Annotated in this window: 1 pseudogene; it reads left to right on the top strand. The window is 67.0% G+C overall.

Features of this window, described 5'->3' with window-relative positions:
• Positions 1 to 1,207 (top strand): annotated as a pseudogene (locus tag WS61_RS32450) (hypothetical protein); the annotation flags it as partial.

Below are 1,207 nucleotides of genomic sequence, written 5' to 3' on the forward strand. Positions count from 1 at the left end.
GCAACGAGCTCGCTGTCGACGGCGATCTCGGCGAGCAAGACGCACTACTACAGCGTGAACGACAACGGCACGCAGCAGGCCAACTACAACAACGATGGCGCAACCGGCGTCAACGCGATGGCGGCTGGCATCGCGGCCACGGCGGCGGGGACGAACGCCACGGCGGTAGGCTACAGCACGAATGCCGCCGGGGCCAATGCGCTTGCCTTGGGTTCGGGCGCGACGGCGGCCGGGGCGGGCAGCATTGCAGAAGGCTTTGGCGCAACGACGCCGGGTACCGGTGCCAACAGTATCGCGATCGGCACCAACGCCACCGTGGTGGCGAACGGACCGAGCGGCGGTGCGGGCGGTGTCGCGATCGGTGCGGGTGCGATGGCCGGCGACCCCGGAACCGCAGTGGGTTCGGGTGCTTCCGCGCTGGGCATCGATGCGACGGCGATGGGCTACAACGCCACGGGGGCGGGATCGGCAAGCGCCGCGTTCGGTACGGGCGCGTTCGCCTCCGGTACCCATACGACAGCGCTGGGCGCAGGTGCGACAGCCACCAATACGGGAGATGTCGCACTCGGCAGTGGCTCCGTAACGGCAGCGACCAACCCGACGACGACCGGCACGATCGGCGGCGTCACCTACAGCTATGCAGGCACGACGCCGTCGAGCGTGGTGAGCGTGGGTGCGTCGGGCGCTGAGCGTCAGATCACGAACGTCGCCGCAGGCCGTGTCAGTGCGACGAGCACCGATGCGATCAACGGTTCGCAGCTCTTCGCGACCAACCAGGCCGTGAACTCGCTGTCGACGTCGACCTCGACCGGCATCAGTTCGCTGTCCACCGGTCTGTCGAGCACCAACAGCTCGGTTACGTCGCTGTCCACGGGGATCGGGTCGATATCCAGCTCGGTGTCGACGGTTACGAGCAGCATCGCATCGTTGTCCACGTCGACGTCGACCACGGCCAGTTCGTTGTCCACCGGTGTGAGTTCGCTCTCGACGTCGACCTCGACGACGACAAGCTCGCTGTCGACCGGCCTGTCGAGCACGAACAGCAGCGTGACGTCGCTGTCCACGGGGTTGTCGAGCACGAACAGCAGCCTGACCTCGCTGTCCACGTCGACGTCGACCACGGCAAGTTCGCTCTCCACGGGCGTGAGCTCGCTGTCGACGGGTCTGTCGAGCACGACCAGTTCGGTGACGTCGCTGTCGACGTCGA

This window comes from Burkholderia sp. ABCPW 11 (assembly GCF_001523445.1).
In the GTDB taxonomy this organism is placed as follows: Bacteria; Pseudomonadota; Gammaproteobacteria; order Burkholderiales; family Burkholderiaceae; genus Burkholderia.